Origin of the sequence: Acinetobacter pittii ATCC 19004 = CIP 70.29, assembly GCF_000369045.1 — a bacterium.
In the GTDB taxonomy this organism is placed as follows: Bacteria; Pseudomonadota; Gammaproteobacteria; order Pseudomonadales; family Moraxellaceae; genus Acinetobacter; species Acinetobacter pittii.
Genome location: NZ_KB849789.1, coordinates 1 through 19,704 on the forward strand (window position 1 = coordinate 1; position 19,704 = coordinate 19,704).

A 19,704-nucleotide genomic window follows, 5' to 3' on the forward strand; every position below is an offset into this window, starting at 1 on the left:
TTTCATTGATTGATTGGTTTAAATTACTCGAAGTTTATTTGAGCGAAATTTAAGTCAGTAATTGATGAGCCAGAATTGGCACCTTGTCTTTAATAAGGTGCAAAATGATTTTAACTGAAGAGTTTGATCATGGCTCAGATTGAACGCTGGCGGCAGGCTTAACACATGCAAGTCGAGCGGAGAGAGGTAGCTTGCTACTGATCTTAGCGGCGGACGGGGGAGTAATGCTTAGGAATCTGCCTATTAGTGGGGGACAACATTTCGAAAGGAATGCTAATACCGCATACGTCCTACGGGAGAAAGCAGGGGATCTTCGGACCTTGCGCTAATAGATGAGCCTAAGTCGGATTAGCTAGTTGGTGGGGTAAAGGCCTACCAAGGCGACGATCTGTAGCGGGTCTGAGAGGATGATCCGCCACACTGGGACTGAGACACGGCCCAGACTCCTACGGGAGGCAGCAGTGGGGAATATTGGACAATGGGCGCAAGCCTGATCCAGCCATGCCGCGTGTGTGAAGAAGGCCTTATGGTTGTAAAGCACTTTAAGCGAGGAGGAGGCTACTTTAGTTAATACCTAGAGATAGTGGACGTTACTCGCAGAATAAGCACCGGCTAACTCTGTGCCAGCAGCCGCGGTAATACAGAGGGTGCAAGCGTTAATCGGATTTACTGGGCGTAAAGCGCGCGTAGGCGGCTAATTAAGTCAAATGTGAAATCCCCGAGCTTAACTTGGGAATTGCATTCGATACTGGTTAGCTAGAGTGTGGGAGAGGATGGTAGAATTCCAGGTGTAGCGGTGAAATGCGTAGAGATCTGGAGGAATACCGATGGCGAAGGCAGCCATCTGGCCTAACACTGACGCTGAGGTGCGAAAGCATGGGGAGCAAACAGGATTAGATACCCTGGTAGTCCATGCCGTAAACGATGTCTACTAGCCGTTGGGGCCTTTGAGGCTTTAGTGGCGCAGCTAACGCGATAAGTAGACCGCCTGGGGAGTACGGTCGCAAGACTAAAACTCAAATGAATTGACGGGGGCCCGCACAAGCGGTGGAGCATGTGGTTTAATTCGATGCAACGCGAAGAACCTTACCTGGCCTTGACATAGTAAGAACTTTCCAGAGATGGATTGGTGCCTTCGGGAACTTACATACAGGTGCTGCATGGCTGTCGTCAGATCGTGTCGTGAGATGTTGGGTTAAGTCCCGCAACGAGCGCAACCCTTTTCCTTATTTGCCAGCGAGTAATGTCGGGAACTTTAAGGATACTGCCAGTGACAAACTGGAGGAAGGCGGGGACGACGTCAAGTCATCATGGCCCTTACGGCCAGGGCTACACACGTGCTACAATGGTCGGTACAAAGGGTTGCTACCTAGCGATAGGATGCTAATCTCAAAAAGCCGATCGTAGTCCGGATTGGAGTCTGCAACTCGACTCCATGAAGTCGGAATCGCTAGTAATCGCGGATCAGAATGCCGCGGTGAATACGTTCCCGGGCCTTGTACACACCGCCCGTCACACCATGGGAGTTTGTTGCACCAGAAGTAGCTAGCCTAACTGCAAAGAGGGCGGTTACCACGGTGTGGCCGATGACTGGGGTGAAGTCGTAACAAGGTAGCCGTAGGGGAACCTGCGGCTGGATCACCTCCTTAACGAAAGATTGACGATTGGTAAGAATCCACAACAAGTTGTTCTTCATAGATGTATCTGAGGGTCTGTAGCTCAGTTGGTTAGAGCACACGCTTGATAAGCGTGGGGTCACAAGTTCAAGTCTTGTCAGACCCACCATGACTTTGACTGGTTGAAGTTATAGATAAAAGATACATGACTGATGATGTAAGCTGGGGACTTAGCTTAGTTGGTAGAGCGCCTGCTTTGCACGCAGGAGGTCAGGAGTTCGACTCTCCTAGTCTCCACCAGAACTTAAGAGAAGTTCGGATTACAGAAATTAGTAAATAGAGATTTAGATCTTGGTTTATTAACTTCTGTGATTTAAGTATCACGGTATTAAGCATGACCTGACGAAGGCGTGTTTATTCATTAACAGATTGGCAAAATTGAGTCTGAAATAAATTGTTCACTCAAGAGTTTGGATTAAGCAATTAATCTAGATGAATTGAGAACTAGCAAATTAACTGAATCAAGCGTTTTGGTATATGAATTTAGATTGAAGCTGTACAGTGTTTAAGTACACAGACAACAGATAGTAGCGATGAAGAATCGCACGGACAACACTCACTTGTAGGTGTTGACGACTGTTTGGGGTTGTATAGTCAAGTAATTAAGTGCATGTGGTGGATGCCTTGGCAGTCAGAGGCGATGAAAGACGTGATAGCCTGCGAAAAGCTCCGGGGAGGCGGCAAATATCCTTTGATCCGGAGATTTCTGAATGGGGGAACCCACCTACTTTAAGGTAGGTATTGCAACATGAATACATAGTGTTGCAAGGCGAACGAGGGGAAGTGAAACATCTCAGTACCCTTAGGAAAAGAAATCAATTGAGATTCCCTCAGTAGCGGCGAGCGAACGGGGATCAGCCCATTAAGTTATGTGTGTTTTAGTGGAACGCTCTGGGAAGTGCGAACGTAGAGGGTGATATTCCCGTACACGAAAGGGCACACATAATGATGACGAGTAGGGCGAGGCACGTGAAACCTTGTCTGAATATGGGGGGACCATCCTCCAAGGCTAAATACTCCTGACTGACCGATAGTGAACCAGTACCGTGAGGGAAAGGCGAAAAGAACCCCTGTGAGGGGAGTGAAATAGATCCTGAAACCGCATGCATACAAGCAGTGGGAGCACCTTCGTGGTGTGACTGCGTACCTTTTGTATAATGGGTCAGCGACTTATATTCAGTAGCGAGGTTAACCGTATAGGGGAGCCGTAGAGAAATCGAGTCTTAATAGGGCGTTTAGTTGCTGGGTATAGACCCGAAACCAGGCGATCTATCCATGAGCAGGTTGAAGGTTGGGTAACACTAACTGGAGGACCGAACCCACTGTCGTTGAAAAGCCAGGGGATGACTTGTGGATAGGGGTGAAAGGCTAATCAAGCCTGGTGATAGCTGGTTCTCCCCGAAAGCTATTTAGGTAGCGCCTCGGACGAATACCATAGGGGGTAGAGCACTGTTTCGGCTAGGGGGTCATCCCGACTTACCAAACCGATGCAAACTCCGAATACCTATGAGTACTATCCGGGAGACAGACTGCGGGTGCTAACGTCCGTAGTCAAGAGGAAAACAATCCAGACCGCCAGCTAAGGCCCCAAAATCATAGTTAAGTGGGAAACGATGTGGGAAGGCATAGACAGCTAGGAGGTTGGCTTAGAAGCAGCCACCCTTTAAAGAAAGCGTAATAGCTCACTAGTCGAGTCGGCCTGCGCGGAAGATGTAACGGGGCTAAAACTATGTGCCGAAGCTGCGGATTTGACATTAGTCAAGTGGTAGGGGAGCGTTCTGTAAGCCGATGAAGGTGTATTGAGAAGTATGCTGGAGGTATCAGAAGTGCGAATGCTGACGTGAGTAACGACAAAACGGGTGAAAAACCCGTTCGCCGAAAGACCAAGGGTTCCAGTCCAACGTTAATCGGGGCTGGGTGAGTCGACCCCTAAGGCGAGGCCGAAAGGCGTAGTCGATGGGAAATTGGTTAATATTCCAATACTTCTGTGTAATGCGATGAGAGGACGGAGAAGGTTAAGTCAGCCTGGCGTTGGTTGTCCAGGTGGAAGGATGTAGGTATGTATCTTAGGCAAATCCGGGGTACTCTATACTGAGATCCGATAGCAAGCTGTACTTGTACAGTGAAGTGGCTGATACCATGCTTCCAGGAAAAGTCTCTAAGCTTCAGTTACACAGGAATCGTACCCGAAACCGACACAGGTGGTCAGGTCGAGTAGACCAAGGCGCTTGAGAGAACTCTGCTGAAGGAACTAGGCAAAATGGTACCGTAACTTCGGGAGAAGGTACGCTGTTGTTGGTGATGGAACTTGCTTCCTGAGCTGACGACAGCCGCAGAAACCAGGCCGCTGCAACTGTTTATTAAAAACATAGCACTCTGCAAACACGAAAGTGGACGTATAGGGTGTGATGCCTGCCCGGTGCTGGAAGGTTAATTGATGGGGTTAGCGTAAGCGAAGCTCTTGATCGAAGCCCCAGTAAACGGCGGCCGTAACTATAACGGTCCTAAGGTAGCGAAATTCCTTGTCGGGTAAGTTCCGACCTGCACGAATGGCATAATGATGGCGGCGCTGTCTCCAGCAGAGGCTCAGTGAAATCGAAATCGCTGTGAAGATGCAGTGTACCCGCGGCTAGACGGAAAGACCCCGTGAACCTTTACTGCAGCTTGACACTGAACTTTGACCTTACTTGTGTAGGATAGGTGGGAGGCTTTGAAGTTGGAACGCTAGTTCCAATGGAGCCGTCCTTGAAATACCACCCTGGTAATGTTGAGGTTCTAACTCTGTCCCGTTATCCGGGACGAGGACCGTGTCTGGTGGGTAGTTTGACTGGGGCGGTCTCCTCCTAAAGAGTAACGGAGGAGTACGAAGGTGCGCTCAGCGTGGTCGGAAATCACGCGTAGAGTATAAAGGCAAAAGCGCGCTTAACTGCGAGACCCACAAGTCGAGCAGGTACGAAAGTAGGTCTTAGTGATCCGGTGGTTCTGTATGGAAGGGCCATCGCTCAACGGATAAAAGGTACTCTGGGGATAACAGGCTGATACCGCCCAAGAGTTCATATCGACGGCGGTGTTTGGCACCTCGATGTCGGCTCATCTCATCCTGGGGCTGAAGCAGGTCCCAAGGGTATGGCTGTTCGCCATTTAAAGAGGTACGCGAGCTGGGTTTAGAACGTCGTGAGACAGTTCGGTCCCTATCTACCGTGGGCGCTGGAAATTTGAGAGGATCTGCTCCTAGTACGAGAGGACCAGAGTGGACGAACCTCTGGTGTACCGGTTGTGACGCCAGTCGCATCGCCGGGTAGCTATGTTCGGAAGGGATAACCGCTGAAAGCATCTAAGCGGGAAGCCTACCTCAAGATAAGATTTCCCTAGGAATTTATTCCTCTAAAGAGCCGTTCGAGACTAGGACGTTGATAGGTTGGATGTGGAAGCATAGTGATATGTGAAGCTGACCAATACTAATTGCTCGTGAGGCTTGACTATACAACACCCAAGCAGTTGTATATGAAGCATCAATCGATTCATAAACATGCAAAGCAACTTGATTTAGTTATACTACTAGCTAAAATGAACAACGAAAAATCAGACCAATCAGCCCATCTGTAAAGATTTGGAAAACGCAACGTATCACACAGTGAATAAAACGAAGCAAGTATCCATAAACAGTTGTGCTGGCGACCATAGCAAGAGTGAACCACCTGATCCCTTCCCGAACTCAGAAGTGAAACCTCTTAGCGCTGATGGTAGTGTGGGGTTACCCATGTGAGAGTAAGTCATCGCCAGCTCATTATTCTAAACACCCCCATTCTAATGAATGGGGGTGTTTTTTTATTGTGATAAAAAATATATGTGTGGGGGAATAAATATAAAATAGTAAGCTATGAGTTGAAATCTTTAAATTTAATAGAAAAAACTATACAACCGAAGAGTAATCAATTAAACAAAATTAAAAGAGGGCTAGATTCTCCTAATTAACTTTTTATAACAAGATTTCGCGTCTGACATCATATGGGAACTATGTTTGATAGAATTAATTTAATAAGATTATTTTTATAATTGGAAAAATCTCTTTTTTCTTCTACAAATTTCAGTTGGATATGTATGACAAATAGAGACTATATGTTATAAATATTGAATAGGCATGATTTTTGCTTGTTTTATGGAAAATGAAATATATGAAATTATCTGTTGGATTGAAAGTAGCGAATTCTCTATCGTTAACACCTCAATTGCAGCAGGCGATTCGTTTGTTACAACTCTCTAGTTTAGAGCTTGAACAGGAAATTCAGATTCAACTAGATAGTAATCCTTTACTTGAAAAAATAGAAGAAGAATCACTAACGGAGAGTCTGGCTGCATTAGAAAATAAAGAATCGGATGACTTAACGACTGAGCTAAATGCAGATCATTTGCCTGATGATTTACCTGTTGATACTGAGTGGGATGATGTGTATACCCATCAATCAACAGCTTTGGCTACTCCAGAATTTGAAGAGCGAGAGGATAATCGCCAAGTTCAATTGTCGCTAAAGGAACATATTCTAGAACAAGTTAACCTTTTGCATTTTTCTAAAATAGATCAATTAATTGCTTATTGTATTGTTGATGCATTAGATGATAAGGGATTTTTAGATGCTGAAATTGAAGAAATAATTTTAGCGGCACAACAATTATTGAATGAAATGGATATTGAGGAAGAGATCGAAGAAGATGAGGTTTTAGTTGTTTTAAAACACATTCAACGACTTGATCCTTTAGGGATTGGTTCGCGTAATTTAGCGGAATGTTTAAAGGTACAGCTCGAATTTCTACCGAAAGATGTTGAATATCTAAACGAAGCAAAAAATCTATTGCAGTATTATGAGCTTTTGATAGCCAATGATCTTAATAAATTGCTCAAACAAACAAGTTTAACGAAAGACCAATTAAAATTTGCAATCAATCTTTTAAAAACGTTAAAACCTTATCCTGGTATGGATTTTGATAAACAAGAATCTGATTATCAAATTCCCGATGTAGTGGTTTCAAAAAAAGATTTACATTGGCAGGTTCAGCTAAACCCAGATGTACTTCCTAAATTAAGAATTAATTCTTTTTACTCTAGTATGATTCGTAGAGCAGATCAGAGTGAGGATAATTTATATTTACGTAACCAAATGCTTGAGGCGAAAAACTTTATCAAAAGTATCGATGAAAGACATAAAACGTTATTAAAAGTAGCTTCTTGTATCGTAGAGCATCAAAAAGCTTTTTTGGAAATAGGCCCGGAAGCGATGAAGCCGCTAGTTCTTCGAGATGTGGCAGAAGAAGTCGAGTTGCATGAATCTACAGTTTCTCGTGTAACTACAAATAAATATATGCTTACGCCTCGTGGTCTATTTGAGTTGAAGTATTTTTTCTCTAGCCATGTAGGAACAACAGCAGGGGGAGAAGCATCTTCCACCGCAATTCGGGCAATGATTAAGAAACTAGTCGCCAATGAAAATCCACGTAAGCCTTTGTCAGATAATGTAATTGCTACATTGTTAAAGGATGAGGGAATTGAAGTGGCTCGAAGAACGGTCGCAAAATATCGAGAATCGTTACATATTCCTTCGTCGTCTGAAAGAAAAGTCTTGATCTGAATTTTGAAGTATGGCTATTCTAGAGATTCATTATGACGAAATAATGAAATTTCATTTTCACCAAGAGAGTAACTAAAATGGTTTAATTGTTCCAAGTTTTCTTTTTGATAGCATTAAATCGTTTTAGTTCTTCTTTAGATAACCTAAAAAAGGTGAGGGATAGAATTATGCAAATAACGATTCGTGGACATCATTTAGCAATTACACCAGCTATAGAAGAAAATATTAAATTAAAATTTAATCAGTTAACAAAACACTTAGATCAGGTGAATAGTATGCAGATTAAATTAACAAAAGATCATCAAATTGATAAGCGCTCTCATAAAGGTAGTTCGAACCATGTTGCAGAGGCTATTGTAAGATTGCCGGGAATTGAGTTATTTGCTCAGGCAACTGCTGATGATATGTATACTTCAATTAAAAAACTAACTGAAAAATTAAAAAAACAATTATTAAAATATCGGAAAATGCAGTGCACTTATTCGCAAGTTGCTGTTTCTATTTAATAAGTTTTATATAATTGAAAGAGGCTTGAAACATAGCCTCTTTTTTATTGATAAAATATAAACACGTACTGAATTCTTTGAAAAAGTTATAGTAAAATACTTCGTTTTACACCTTAGGTTGTGTCAGAGGTCTTTGCAATGAATAGTGAACAGCTCACTCAAATTTTAAAAGAAGCTTTCCCTGAAGCGGAAGTAGCGGTGAGCGGACAGGCCGGAAAATTTGACCTCCGTATTGTGGATGATCAATTTGACGGTAAGCGTACTGTTGCTCGCCAACAATTAGTTTATGCACCATTAAATACTTATATTGCAAGTGGCGAAGTTCACGCGGTAACAATTCGTGCAATGACCAAAGATGAATGGCGTAAAGCAAGCCTTTTCGGAGCTTAAATATTAATGGATAAATTTTTAATTACGGGTGGTGTTAAGCTCGACGGGGAAGTGCGCATTTCTGGTGCTAAAAATGCAGCTTTACCATTACTTGCTGCAACTATTCTTGCAGACTCTCCAATTACGATCACTAATGTTCCAAATCTTAAAGACGTAAATACTTTGGTCAAGTTGATTGGTGGTTTAGGGGTTACAATCGGCTATGAAAATGACACAGTAAAAGCTGATACCTCTACTTTAGATAATCAGTTTGCTCCATATGAACTAGTAAAAACAATGCGCGCCTCAATTTTGGTTTTAGGACCATTATTAGCGCGTTACGGTAATGCGAAAGTTTCTTTACCAGGTGGTTGTGCAATTGGATCACGTCCAGTTGATCAGCATTTAAAAGCCTTAGAGGCTTTAGGTGCACATATTGAAGTTGAAAATGGTTATGTCCATGCTTCAGTTGAAGGTCGTTTAAAAGGCGGCGAAGTTGTTTTTGATATGGTTACCGTTGGTGGTACTGAAAACATCTTGATGGCTGCTGCACTGGCTGATGGTGTTACGACTATTCGTAATGCAGCTCGTGAGCCTGAGATCACTGACCTTGCTCAAATGCTCATTAAAATGGGCGCTAAGATTGAAGGACTTGATACTGATACTCTTGTTGTAACTGGAGTAGAAAGTTTGCATGGCTGTGAATATGCTGTGGTAGCTGATCGTATCGAAACGGGATCTTATTTGGCAGCTGCGGCAATTACGGGCGGTCGTGTCAAAACTACACATACCGACCCTGCATTACTTGAATCTGTTTTGGATAAGTTTGAAGAAATGGGTGCCGAAGTCACTCGTGGTGATGACTGGATCGAACTTGATATGTTAGGAAAACGCCCTAAAGCTGTAAGTTTTAGAACTTTGCCACATCCAGAGTTTCCAACAGATATGCAAGCTCAGCTTATGGCTGTAAATGCTATTGGTCGTGGATTTGCAACTATCTCTGAAACGATTTTTGAAAATCGTTTTATGCATGTTCCTGAATTGTCACGCATGGGTGCTAATATTCAGGTTGAAGGTCATGATGCTGTCGTGACTGGAGTAGAAACTTTACAGGCTGCACCTGTAATGGCAACAGATTTGCGTGCTTCGTTCTCTCTAGTTTTGGCAGCTTTAGTGGCAGAAGGAGATACCTTAATTGACCGTATCTACCATATTGACCGTGGTTATGAGCATGTCGAAGAGAAACTTCAAGGTTTAGGTGCCAAAATTAAGCGAGTAAGTTAATGAATGATGTAAGAAACGATGATCCTAATTTTGATGTGATGGGCAATTTTGATCATGGTTTGACCTTGGCACTCAGTAAAGGACGTATCTTAAAAGAGACGTTACCTTTACTAGCTACAGCGGGTATTAATTTGCTCGAAGATCCGGAAAAGTCCCGCAAACTGATTTTTCCTACTACGCATAAGCAAGTACGTATTTTGATTTTACGTGCATCTGATGTGCCTACCTATGTAGAAAATGGCGCAGCAGATTTAGGTGTAGCAGGCAAAGATGTGTTGATGGAACATGGCGCTCAGCATGTATATGAGCTACTTGACCTGAAAATCGCTAAGTGTAAATTAATGACTGCTGGTAAAGTGGGAATGGAACGTCCAAAAGGCCGTTTAAAAATTGCCACGAAATACGTCAATCTTACACGTCAGTATTATGCAAGCTTAGGTGAGCAAGTCGATGTGATCAAACTCTATGGTTCTATGGAGTTAGCGCCTTTGGTGGGTTTGGGTGATTACATTGTGGATGTGGTTGATACTGGTAATACGCTAAGAGCGAATGGTCTTGAGCCATTAGAGGAGATTTGCAAAGTCTCTTCACGTTTAATTGTAAATAAAGCTAGTTTTAAACGTAAGCAAACTCTATTAAATCCAATCATTTCACAGCTCGAGCAAGCTGTTCAATCACGTTAAAAGCAATTTCCCATCATGCTTTTGTGATAGTTGCTTCAGATGATGCCCACAAGCGCCTAGAAAAAGAGTAAACTTAGTTTTTCTTTTTCGCCTTGTGGGTAAATTGATGCGACGTTTATCGACTCAAGATCAGAACTTCAAACAGGTTTTTGCTGAGCTTTTAGCATTTGAAACTGTGAATGATCTTAATTTAGTGCAAACAGTAGATCAAATTATTGCTGATGTTCGTCAGCATGGTGATGATCATGTTTTAAAGCTTACTCAACAGTTCGATCGACATCCTGCGCATCAATTTTCAGATTTAGAATTATCCCAACAACAACTTAAAACTGCTTTTGATAATTTAAGCCCAGAAATTCGTGATGCTCTAGAGTTAGCAGCAAAGCGTATTCGTTCATTTCATGAAGCTCAGAAACAAGAGAGCTGGACTTATATAGATGATTTGGGTAATACATTAGGACAAAAAGTCACACCTCTAGACCGTGTGGGTATTTATGTACCAGGTGGTTTAGCCTCTTATCCGTCTTCAGTTTTAATGAATGCAGTGCCAGCCCATGTTGCTGGTGTACCTGAAATTATTATGGTTGTTCCTGCACCAAACGGTGAACTAAATCCATTGGTTCTAGCTTCGGCTTACCTTGCAGGAGTGAGTCGAGTATTCACTATTGGGGGAGCTCAAGCTGTAGCAGCTCTTGCTTATGGTACTCAGACTATTCCACCTGTAGATAAAATTACTGGCCCTGGAAATCGTTTTGTGGCGGCTGCCAAACGCGCTGTATTTGGTCAGGTTGGTATTGATATGATTGCTGGACCTTCTGAAATTTTAGTATATGCAGAAGGTGAAAATAATGCAGATTGGTTAGCTATGGATGTTTTATCTCAGGCTGAACATGACACAGTTGCTCAAGCTATTTTCATTACTCCTGATGAAGCTTTGCTTAATGCGGTAGAGTTGGCAATTGAAAAGCATTTAAATGAATTGCCAAAGGCAGACATTGCGAGAACTTCGATTGAAAACCGTGGTGCTTTGATATTAGTAAAGGACCGTGCAGAAGCAATTGATTTGATTAATCAAGTTGCACCAGAACATTTGGAACTTTGCTTAGATGATGCCGAGGCTATGAGTGAAGATATTCGCCATGCTGGAGCAATTTTCATGGGGCGCTATACACCTGAAGCAATTGGTGACTATTGTGCAGGCCCAAACCATGTATTACCGACCTCTGGAACTGCTCGTTTTTCTTCTCCATTAGGTGTTTATGATTTCCAAAAACGTTCGAGCTTAATTATGTGTTCGAAAGATGGAGTCAAATCGTTAGCCAAAACAGCCGACATATTAGCTGTCCAAGAGAACTTAGATGCCCATGCACGCTCAGCTCGCTATCGTTATCAATAAGCTTATAAACCTTGTAGTTTTTTAATTATTACTCAGGGCTGATTTTCAGCCCTTTTTTGAGATAAGACCATGACTTTATCTACAGCACAAATGCGCTTTTGGAGTCCAGAAGTTCGTGAGTTAGAGCCGTACGTTCCTGGCGAACAGCCTAAAATTCAGAATTTATTGAAACTCAACACAAATGAAAATCCATATCCGCCATCACCAAAAGTAGTTGAAGCAGTTCAAGCTGTTTTAACTCATCAGGCTGATGCATTGCGTTTATATCCAGACCCAGATGCTACGGCATTAAAACATGCGATTGCTAAGCAACAGAATATTGAAGTTTCACAAGTTTTTGTTGGTAATGGCTCAGATGAAGTACTTGCTCATATTTTTAAAGCATTTTTTCTTCAAGATGAACCAATTCTTTATCCAGATATCACTTATAGCTTTTATCCAGTTTATAGTCAGTTTTTTGGTACAAAGACTAAAGAAATCCCACTCAATGATAATTTTGAGATAGAAGTTAAAGATTATGTGCAACCAAATGGTGGGGTTATTATTACAAACCCTAATGCTCCAACAAGTATTGCACTAGGCTTAGCAGAAATCGAACAAATTTTAAAAGCTAATCCAGATCGAGTGGTTGTCATTGATGAGGCTTATGTTGACTTTGGTGCAGAATCAGCTGTGAGTTTAGTAAATCGCTATGAGAATCTGGTTGTGTGTCAAACAACTTCAAAATCTCGTTCTCTTGCGGGTTTACGCGTTGGCTTCGCGATTGCTCAGTCTCATTTAATTGCTGCACTTGAAGCTGTCAAAAATAGTTTTAATTCATATCCTATTGACCGTTTTGCAATTGCAGCAGCGGTAGCCTCTTTTGAAGATCAAACTTATTTTGAAGAACAATGTCAAAAAGTTATTTCTAGTCGTGAAAAGCTAGTAGATGAATTAACTACTTTGGGCTTTAAAGTTTTACCTTCTAAAGCAAACTTTATTTTTGCTTCACATCCATCGCATGATGCAGGTCAGCTTGCACAGCAATTACGTGAGCAGGGCATTATTGTGCGCTATTTCAATAAGCCTCGTATTAATCAATTCTTGCGAATAACTGTAGGAACTGATGAGCAAAATGAGCGTTTAGTACAGACATTAAAAGAAGATATTCTCTAAATTTTACTCTGCTGTGCTGTTCATCAAGTTCAGCATAGCAGAGACTTTATCAAGACTTTCTTGATATTCTGCTTCTGCATTTGATGCAATCGTAATACCACCACCTGCCCATAAAGAAAGCTGATTCTGATATTGTTGAAAACTACGGATAAGAATATTCCAGCGACCGGTTCCATCAAAATTGAAGTAACCCAATGTTCCGCAATATGCGCCTCTTGCTGATTCTTCTAACTCTTCAATGATCTGCATTGCCCGAATTTTCGGAGCACCTGTGATTGAGCCTCCGGGTAAGGCTGAAAGCAACATTTGCATAGGATTGATATCATCTTTAAGAGTGGCAACGATCTCGCTTACCATGTGATGTACTTGATTAAAACTTTCAATCTCGAATAGTTTTGTTGTTTTTACAGATCCTGTATTGGCATAAATGCTCAAATCATTACGTAATAAATCGACAATCATCACATTTTCTGCTTGGTCTTTTTGAGAGTTTTTTAAGGTTTGTTTAGAAATAAAATCTTTTTCTGCATTCTTATAGCGAGGCATTGTGCCTTTAATAGGTCTAGTTTTAATTTGTTTATTTTGATTAAATTCGATGAAAAGCTCGGGAGAGCAACTTAATAATTCAAAATCATCTAATTTTAAATAACCTGCATATGGAGCATTTGTAAGTTGCCATAAGTCTTTAGCTTTATTTAATAAGGATCCTGAAAATTTAGCTTTAAACTCTTGGGTTAAATTAATTTGATAGCAATCTCCAGCCTTAATATATTCTTGTATTTTATAGAAAGCATCGAAATATTGTTTTTTAGACCATCTTGGTTGAATAATGGTTTTTAATTCAAATGTATTTTTAGAGTTATTGGAACCAAAATTCTCTATTTTATTTTCAATATATGAGAATAGATCAATTGCATTTTCTTCATCACTAAAAAAATACCAATCATTATCTATATATTTTAAAAAAGATCGATATTGGCCTAGGAATAGAGAAGGTTGTATATGATTTTGTCCATTAATAAATTGATGTGCACTGAAATCATAGCTGATAAAACCAATATAACCACCCATAAAACTTGTTGTTGATTCAATATTTTTATTTAAATTATTTTCTTTAAATTGAATGAAATTTAAAAGTTGATTTGATTTTGATCTATTTTTATATTCATTAAAATTTTGGCGCTCAAACTCTAAATAATTTTCATTTTGAATAATAATATAATCTTGCGGAAGAAATCCAATAATTGGATTGTCATTGTCATTTAAATAAATAAGCCCAGTTAACCCGTGTAACTTTTTTAAAATATCGGCAGCACTTTTACCATGTAAAGAGATTTTTTTCTTTAACTGAGACATTTTTAAATAAGGTAGTGGTTAATGAGATAACATAGTTTACTACAAGTTATAGTTCATCAGGAGGAAGAGTTTTAATTGGAAAGCTTTCTGCTGATAAAACAAGCACGATTACAGCTTAAGATTTTATATGTTCATGATCATTTATGAAGTAAAAGTTGAGGTGTACCGTTTGTCGGGTAATTGGCAAAAAATGCACAACACTAGTTGAACAAAAAGTAACGTAGATGTAATTTAGTAATTGCTAAGCAAAACTACTCAAGGATTGGAAGTTTCGGTTGCCATATAAAGAAAAATGCGACTTGAGACAATGAGAGTGGTTAAAGTCAAAAAATAAATGCTCTTGGGAGAGTGCTCAATGAAAATGTTCACTAAACTTGCTTTAGTTTCTTCTTTAGCTATCAGCGCAAATGCAATGGCAATGCAGTCAATGGACGATGCTGCGCTTAGTGCTGCTACTGGTCAAGATGGTATTAATATCGGTATCGCTTTGGGTGCTGGCGGTATTTCCATCGATAAATTGTATATTCACGATAACGATGGTTTGGACCCAACTACAGGTATTATGGGTGCTACAGCAACTGCAGGTGCAATCACAATTACGGGTACAGATGCAACTCAAGGTAAAGCGATAACTCTTACGCAGGTAGATACAACACAGAATTTATTAGATCTTAAAATTGATAGCGTTGGTGCATCTGCTACAAATGGCGCGTTTTTAAACGTTGCTGCAAATGTAGGTGCAGTTAATGTAAAAGTTGGTTCTATTGGTGTTGGTAGTTCTGGTACTTTAAATGAAACTACTGCTGTACGTGGTATTACAGAAGCAGCTCCAACTGAAATTCTTTCTGGTTTAGATTTATCTTTAGGCGCTATTTCAGCTAATGTTCAATTAGGTGCTACACCACAAGGTGCAATGATTAAAGTAAATTCAAGCTTGCAAGGTGGTTTAACTTTATCTAACCTAGGTATTAATGATGCTGCTGGCGGTGGTAAAATTGTCCTTGATAAAGTTATGGTCCGTGGTGCTGGTAATACAACTGGTAACTTAGATGTGAATGCTGACATTTCTGTTGTGCCGACTGGCTTAAAAATTCAAAATAATAGTACTCAAGGCATGAACGTCTATGCACAGGGTATTCGTTTAGGTTCAAATACTGCTGCTTCAATTGGTGATGTTGAAATCCAAGGTATTAATGTAGGTACTTCTACAATTACAATTTCTGGTCACTAATTTAAAAGTTTTAATAAAAAAAAGCGCGTTTAATACGCGCTTTTTTAATTTATTAACTCATCTAGTTTTGTTATATAAAAATATATTTTAATTGATAAAAACAAGCTATTAATTTAAAAATTAACTTAAATTAAGCATAAAAGTCTCTCTATTTTTATAAAACTAAACGTTCATCAAAAAAAAGTAAAAAAAGGCTGTTTTTTTCAAAAAAAAAAGGTATCTTCAACACACAGGGATGTAGAGCTATTGCTCTAAGAATAAAATGAATAAGGCCAGTTAGGCCACCATTTAGAACAAGTGCTTATGTTAGAGATTGCTTTGGGCTCAGCATTGATATATTACTTTGCGACAGAAGCCTTCGAAATAGAAAAAAAGCCACCGGGAACTGTTTATTATACAGAGACTGCCGATTCACGTAATTTATCATTTCGGCGTAATCATATTGAGCCAGTAACGATTAAGCCTGCGATAGAAGATCAATTTCGCGGTATTGTTCGACAAGCATATGACTATAGCTGTGGTTCAGCTGCACTTACAACTTTGTTGAATGGTTATGTGGGTACAAGCTTAACTGAACAACAAACAATGAGTGGTTTACTTCAGTATGGTGAGTATCAACGAATTATTGAACGCCGTAGCTTTTCACTACTTGATATGAAGCGTTTCGTAACTGCTATTGGTTTGGATAGTGGCGGTTATCGAGGGGAGTTTTCGGATTTAGTTAAATTAGGTCAACCTGCGATTGTTCCTATTTCATATGCTGGTTTTAAACATTTTGTCGTATATAAAGCTTATAAAGATGGACGAGTCTATGTAGCTGATCCTGCTTTAGGCAATATCAGCTTTGATGAAAATCGTTTTAAAGAGGTTTGGGATAATAATACGTTATTTGTTATTTCTGTGCCTGAATCACAGCGTAAAGACTTATTAACATTGAAAGATGCTGATATGCGTCATGTGGAAGATGCAACTGTTAACCGTTATGCCTTTGTGGATGTGCAATATCCAACGTTTAATTATGATCGTTTAGCAAATAAAGCCTCAACAATGCGAAGGGTTCTGGATAATGATAGTCACTCTTCCAATCATAATCAGCCGATAGAAACTTATATGCGTCTTTATTACAAACGTAAGTAATGAAAATTTGATTTAGTAAAATAAATAAATTGGGTGGGAAGAAATATGAATAATCGATGGATGAAGATGAGTGTATTGGCATTAAGCATGAGTGCTATTACAGGTACACTTTATGCAGATGATCAAGTTGCACAAGCAGACGTACAAAATAGTACAGCTGTTTCTGAAGCGACCACAGTATCAGATGTAACGCCAACATCAAATTCAGTGCAAGAAGATGCAGTAGCTCCGACTAATGGATCTACCATTACTGAATCTGAACCTACATCAGCTAATCCAGAAGCAAATCAAGCCGCGACTGCTTTACAGAAACAAGAAGGAGATGCGAGCCAAGAGACTAATTTACAAGAAGTTTTTACCTCGAATGAACGACAATATTCATTAATTAAAAAAGGTGAAATTTCAACATATTATGATCTCGATTACACCTATTACCGCGATAGTATTTTAGATTTAGCATTAGGAGATGATAATTCTAGTATTAGTCGGTTGAGTATTAGGGAAGATGCTCAGCATACATTGACCAACAGTTTTACAGCTCAATATGGTGTTTTAGATAATCTAACACTTTCAGCAACCGTTCCTCTCGTTGCTAAATCTGATATTGCTAGTGATTCTGATACTGCAGGGTTGGGGGATATTTCATTAGGTGCACGTTGGGAACCATTCCCATTGAAACAAGGACGCTTACCTTTAGTTTTGTTTGGTAGCGTTTCTACTAAAACTGGGGATAGTCCATATGAAGTTGCTCAAAATGAACTTTCAACTGGTAAAGGTTATTACTCTGTAGGTGTAGGAGCAAGTACTCGCAAATATATCGATCCAGTGGTTTTATTTGCTTCAGCATCTGCTAATTATGGTTTTAAAGAGACTGGTTTAAATCAGGTACGTGGTAATCGGATTTTAGAATCTTTTGATCCTGGAATCAGTGGAGGATTCTCTTTCGGTTTTGCCTATTCCTTTAACTATGATGTGTCCTTAACCATGTCTTACCAACAAAGCTTTAACTTAAATTCAGAGTTTCAGTTTGCAAATGGTGAATCATATCAGTCACCAGATCAGAGTAGTGCGGTGATGGCTTTTGCTTTGGGGGTACGCGTTTCACCTGATACGATTGTTAACGGTACAGTTGGCTTTGGTTTAACAGAGGATGCACCAGATGTTTCACTTGGTTTGTCATTCCCGCTAGATATCTTAGGTTTGCGCAAAAAATAAAAATAAGGAGATAGGCAGGTGAAATATCCTAAATTATGTCCTTTAACAGTGGCAATTGTGATCTCTGGTTTTTCTAGCTTTGCCAATGCTCAATTAGGACAAAACCTAGCTGTTGATATTCGTTCATTATCGATGGGGAATGCTGTAACAGCAGATCCACCAGGTATTAGTGCTGTTCATTTTAACCCTGCAGCGTTAGCCAAGATTGATGGGCTACAAACTGATGTACAGGGTATTCTTGCTAATTTTGATATTCAACGCGAGTTTTCAGCTCCCCCTGGCTACAATATTTTTGGTTATTCAGATGATCCTCTCGTCTGTAATGATGGACCAGAGGTGACTGCTAATATTTGTACAGATTTTAAGGGACCTGTGCGTGGTGATGTTGAATACGCTAGCTTATATGTCCCTATCCTTAAAAAAATGGTTGATTTAGGGGAAGGTTACCCACTGGTTGCTCCTACTGCAGGAATTGCTTACAAACCACCTGGCTCAAAAGTAACTTATGCAACGGCGATATATGCACCATTGGTTGCTGGTTTTGGGGCAGAAAATGGAAATGCTGGTAACTATATGGGGCAGCAAGTTGCAGTAGAGCGAATCACATATTTATCCCCATCTTTTGGTTTTCAAGTAAACGATCACTTATCAATTGGTGCCTCAATTGGTATGTCTTATAACGCACTAGCATTGAAAACTGATCTTCGCTTTCCAAATGAGATGCTTGGTGTATTGCGTATGGTTGATGAAGTGGTTTGCGCACCATTTAAGAATAATAATGACATGATTACCGACTTGTTATTATTTGGTATGTGTAATGCTCAGGAAGGAATGAACCCATTTAATAAAATGGGAGCTTTACAAGTTTCATTGGAGCAGTCTTTAAGTCCAAGTTATAACCTGGGCTTGTTGTGGGAACCGACAGATGATTTTGGCTTTGGTATGGTTTATCAAAGTTCAGCCAAGATGCGTATGAAAGGCAAATACTTAATTGATAATGCTAAAGCACCTCAAGAATTGATTAAGGGATTGAATTCCTCTGCTACAGGTCAAATTTTAGCTAGAATTTTAGGTCTTCCTGGTTATGTACCTGATATTGAATCAGGTTTAGTTGCAATGGATCTAGAGTATCCTGCACATTTTCAGGCAGGTATTAAGTACAAGATCTTGCCAGACCTACAAGTGAATTTTGATGTTGGATGGACAGATTATTCGGCATGGGATAAATTTAAATTTGAATTTGATCGTCAGATCTCATTACTCAAAGTTGCAAAATTATTATCTAATGATGTGACTGATAACTCTTTAGCATTACCTTTAAAATTTACTTCACCATGGAGTTGGGGTATTGGTTTAGAGTATTCAGCAACGGATCGTTTAAAATTACGAGCTGGTTATGAGCCCCGTGCCAGTGCTATCCCTAATGACAAACGTAATACCATGGTCCCAATTAATAATGCACAATTATTTGGTTTAGGATTAGGTTATCGTTTTGATGCAGATACAGATTTGGATCTTTCAGTTGGTTTCTTACGCAGTCGCGATAACATACCCGCGTGTACAAGTACTTTATCGAATAAATGTGGTGTTGATAATATTTTATTAAATCCTTATGCGGGTTTAGATGTAAAAACGAATACTAAAGTTACAGTGCTTGGTTTGAGTTATAGAACAAAATGGTAAGACAATATAAATGGATGTTCCGCCCTAAACTTGCTATCTCAATTTTATCTGTTGCGATGGTAAGTGTTTCTGTATCTTATGCAGATGGTTTTTACACGATTATAGGTCCAGATGGGCGTCCTATGATTGTACCGAGTAAAAAAGTTGATCAAAAAAGACAGCTACCTCCTAGAGTGGAAATACAATCTCAAAATCTACCGAATAAAATTATAATTGATCCAGCTCAAAAAGTTTCTAAAGAAAAAACTACTATCGATTCACCAAAAAAAATGGAGCAATCAACACAAAAGAAATTAAATACTGCACCGACTGCACCGACTGCACCGACTGCACCGACTGCACCGACTGCACCGACTGCACCGACTGCACCGACTGCACCGACTGCACCG

Annotated in this window: 12 protein-coding genes, 2 tRNA genes, 3 rRNA genes and 1 pseudogene; 17 read left to right on the forward strand and 1 reads right to left on the reverse strand. The window is 40.1% G+C overall.

The window, feature by feature from the left end; translation table 11 throughout:
• Window positions 1–111: 111 nt before the first annotated feature.
• The 12 genes from F928_RS10470 to hisC all read left to right on the forward strand — a co-directional run bounded on the left by F928_RS10470 (window position 112) and on the right by hisC (window position 12,693).
• Window positions 112–1,649, forward strand: a 16S ribosomal RNA gene (locus F928_RS10470).
• 59 nt (window positions 1,650–1,708) lie between these two features.
• A tRNA-Ile gene (locus tag F928_RS10475) sits at window positions 1,709–1,785 on the forward strand.
• A gap of 55 nt (window positions 1,786–1,840) precedes the next feature.
• A tRNA-Ala gene (locus F928_RS10480) sits at window positions 1,841–1,916 on the forward strand.
• A gap of 352 nt (window positions 1,917–2,268) precedes the next feature.
• Window positions 2,269–5,159: ribosomal RNA gene (locus F928_RS10485) — 23S ribosomal RNA — on the forward strand.
• 187 nt (window positions 5,160–5,346) lie between these two features.
• Window positions 5,347–5,461 (forward strand): 5S ribosomal RNA (gene rrf / locus F928_RS10490).
• The 16S, 23S and 5S rRNA genes sit together here with 2 tRNA genes alongside, the layout of an rRNA operon.
• Before the next feature lie 390 nt (window positions 5,462–5,851).
• A complete protein-coding gene (gene rpoN / locus F928_RS10495) occupies window positions 5,852–7,300 on the forward strand; it encodes an RNA polymerase factor sigma-54 (RefSeq protein ID WP_002115389.1) in 1,449 nt (482 codons plus the stop codon).
• Between the two features lie 167 nt (window positions 7,301–7,467).
• Window positions 7,468–7,806, forward strand: a complete 339-nt coding sequence (gene hpf / locus F928_RS10500) for a ribosome hibernation-promoting factor, HPF/YfiA family (protein ID WP_002115387.1) — start codon at window positions 7,468–7,470, stop codon at window positions 7,804–7,806.
• A gap of 138 nt (window positions 7,807–7,944) precedes the next feature.
• Window positions 7,945–8,196 (forward strand): BolA family iron metabolism protein IbaG, encoded by a 252-nt coding sequence (gene ibaG / locus F928_RS10505; protein WP_002115399.1) that lies wholly within the window; start codon window positions 7,945–7,947, stop codon window positions 8,194–8,196.
• Between the two features lie 6 nt (window positions 8,197–8,202).
• Window positions 8,203–9,459: a UDP-N-acetylglucosamine 1-carboxyvinyltransferase gene (gene murA, locus F928_RS10510; protein WP_002115380.1), complete on the forward strand. Its 1,257-nt coding sequence runs from the start codon at window positions 8,203–8,205 to the stop codon at window positions 9,457–9,459.
• The gene (gene hisG / locus F928_RS10515) at window positions 9,459–10,142 is read left to right on the forward strand and encodes an ATP phosphoribosyltransferase (protein ID WP_005071248.1); all 684 of its coding nucleotides are present in this window, start codon (window positions 9,459–9,461) and stop codon (window positions 10,140–10,142) included. The genes murA and hisG overlap by 1 nt, the downstream gene beginning before the upstream one ends.
• Before the next feature lie 106 nt (window positions 10,143–10,248).
• Entirely contained in the window at window positions 10,249–11,538 is a 1,290-nt protein-coding gene (gene hisD, locus F928_RS10520; RefSeq protein ID WP_002115393.1) for a histidinol dehydrogenase, read from the forward strand.
• A gap of 69 nt (window positions 11,539–11,607) precedes the next feature.
• The gene (gene hisC / locus F928_RS10525) at window positions 11,608–12,693 is read left to right on the forward strand and encodes a histidinol-phosphate transaminase (protein ID WP_005075157.1); all 1,086 of its coding nucleotides are present in this window, start codon (window positions 11,608–11,610) and stop codon (window positions 12,691–12,693) included.
• Window positions 12,694–12,696: 3 nt separating this feature from the next.
• On the opposite strand, the gene pabB is transcribed toward hisC, so the two are convergent.
• A complete protein-coding gene (gene pabB, locus F928_RS10530) occupies window positions 12,697–14,049 on the reverse strand; it encodes an anthranilate synthase component I family protein (RefSeq protein WP_002115391.1) in 1,353 nt (450 codons plus the stop codon).
• Window positions 14,050–14,404: 355 nt separating this feature from the next.
• On the opposite strand from pabB, the gene F928_RS10535 reads away from it, so the two are divergent.
• The 5 genes and pseudogenes from F928_RS10535 to F928_RS22615 all read left to right on the forward strand — a co-directional run.
• Window positions 14,405–15,280 carry a putative pilus system protein FilA gene (locus F928_RS10535; RefSeq protein WP_005075160.1) on the forward strand — a complete coding sequence of 292 codons (876 nt, stop codon included), beginning with the start codon at window positions 14,405–14,407 and terminating at the stop codon, window positions 15,278–15,280.
• Between the two features lie 303 nt (window positions 15,281–15,583).
• A complete protein-coding gene (locus F928_RS10540) occupies window positions 15,584–16,417 on the forward strand; it encodes a putative pilus system C39 family peptidase FilB (RefSeq protein ID WP_002115878.1) in 834 nt (277 codons plus the stop codon).
• Window positions 16,418–16,462: 45 nt separating this feature from the next.
• Window positions 16,463–17,632 (forward strand): putative pilus system protein FilC, encoded by a 1,170-nt coding sequence (locus F928_RS10545; RefSeq protein ID WP_002115874.1) that lies wholly within the window; start codon window positions 16,463–16,465, stop codon window positions 17,630–17,632.
• Between the two features lie 18 nt (window positions 17,633–17,650).
• Window positions 17,651–19,315 carry a putative pilus system OmpP1/FadL family transporter FilD gene (locus tag F928_RS10550; protein ID WP_002115895.1) on the forward strand — a complete coding sequence of 555 codons (1,665 nt, stop codon included), beginning with the start codon at window positions 17,651–17,653 and terminating at the stop codon, window positions 19,313–19,315.
• A pseudogene (locus F928_RS22615) lies at window positions 19,309–19,704 on the forward strand (protein FilE); the annotation flags it as partial. The gene F928_RS10550 and the pseudogene F928_RS22615, both read left to right, overlap by 7 nt.